At 43.0% G+C, this 874-nt stretch carries 1 protein-coding gene; it reads left to right on the top strand.

The features are described from left to right. Window positions 1–9: 9 nt before the first annotated feature. On the top strand, window positions 10–834 hold the full coding sequence (locus tag NXS07_RS20405; protein ID WP_258087563.1) for a DNA adenine methylase: 825 nt from the start codon (window positions 10–12) through the stop codon (window positions 832–834). The last annotated feature ends 40 nt before the right edge of the window (window positions 835–874 follow it).

The raw sequence follows: 874 nt of genomic DNA, 5'->3' as shown, positions 1-874 counted from the left end.
GTGCTGACAATGGCAAATAAAACCATTCTGAAATGGGCAGGTTCTAAAGTCCGTGTTATGGATAAATTACTGCCCCACCTGCCAGCCGGTAAGCGACTGGTTGAACCGTTCGCAGGTTCCTGTGCAGTGATGATGAACACGGATTACCCCGCGTATTTGGTGGCTGATATCAATGCTGACTTAATTAATTTATATGCAGATATTTTGTCTTTTGGTGTTGATATTGATTGGTATGTTAACTGGTTAGAGTTGGGTTTTAACGGTGATAATTCGCGCGAAATGTATAATATTAAGCGCGATGCTTTTAACGGAAAAAAGTTCGCCCTGAATCAGGAATCAAAAGCCGCCTATTTTTTATATTTAAATCGTCACTGTTATAATGGCTTATGTCGATATAATTTAAGCGGTGAATTTAATACCCCCTACGGAAAATATAAAAACGTTTATTTTCCTGAAAAAGAAATTCGTGCCTTCGCTGAAAAAGCCCAACATGCCGAGATTGTCTGTCTGGAATGGCAGGATACTTTATCGCATATTGAACACGGCGACGTTATTTATTGCGATCCGCCTTATCTGACCAAAGGTAAGGCATTTACCCAATATCATAAGGTGAATTTTACCCCTGCCGATCATGAGCTATTAGCCGTTATTTTACACACACTGAATAACGAACTCGGCGTACCTGTCACCGTGTCTAATTCCATCGATGCCAAAGCGCTTTACGCTGACCTTGGTTTCACTGTCCATGAAATCGACGCCCCGCGCTCCATTGCCGCCAATGGCAATCGTCAGCCTGTGAAAGAAATTATTGCGGTGTTGGAGGGGCAGGCATGAGTGAGTTGCTGGAACACAACAGCGGGACACAATCTCCAAC

The sequence above is a fragment of the Xenorhabdus bovienii genome, assembly GCF_024721015.1.
GTDB classification, from domain to species: Bacteria; Pseudomonadota; Gammaproteobacteria; order Enterobacterales; family Enterobacteriaceae; genus Xenorhabdus; species Xenorhabdus bovienii.
This window is presented reverse-complemented; position numbering and strand designations above follow the sequence as displayed.

What these genes read in the sequence shown, in the direction of transcription:
- NXS07_RS20405 (WP_258087563.1), top strand. Translation starts at nt 10, where the DNA reads ATGGCAAATAAAACCATTCTGAAATGGGCAGGTTCTAAAGTCCGTGTT.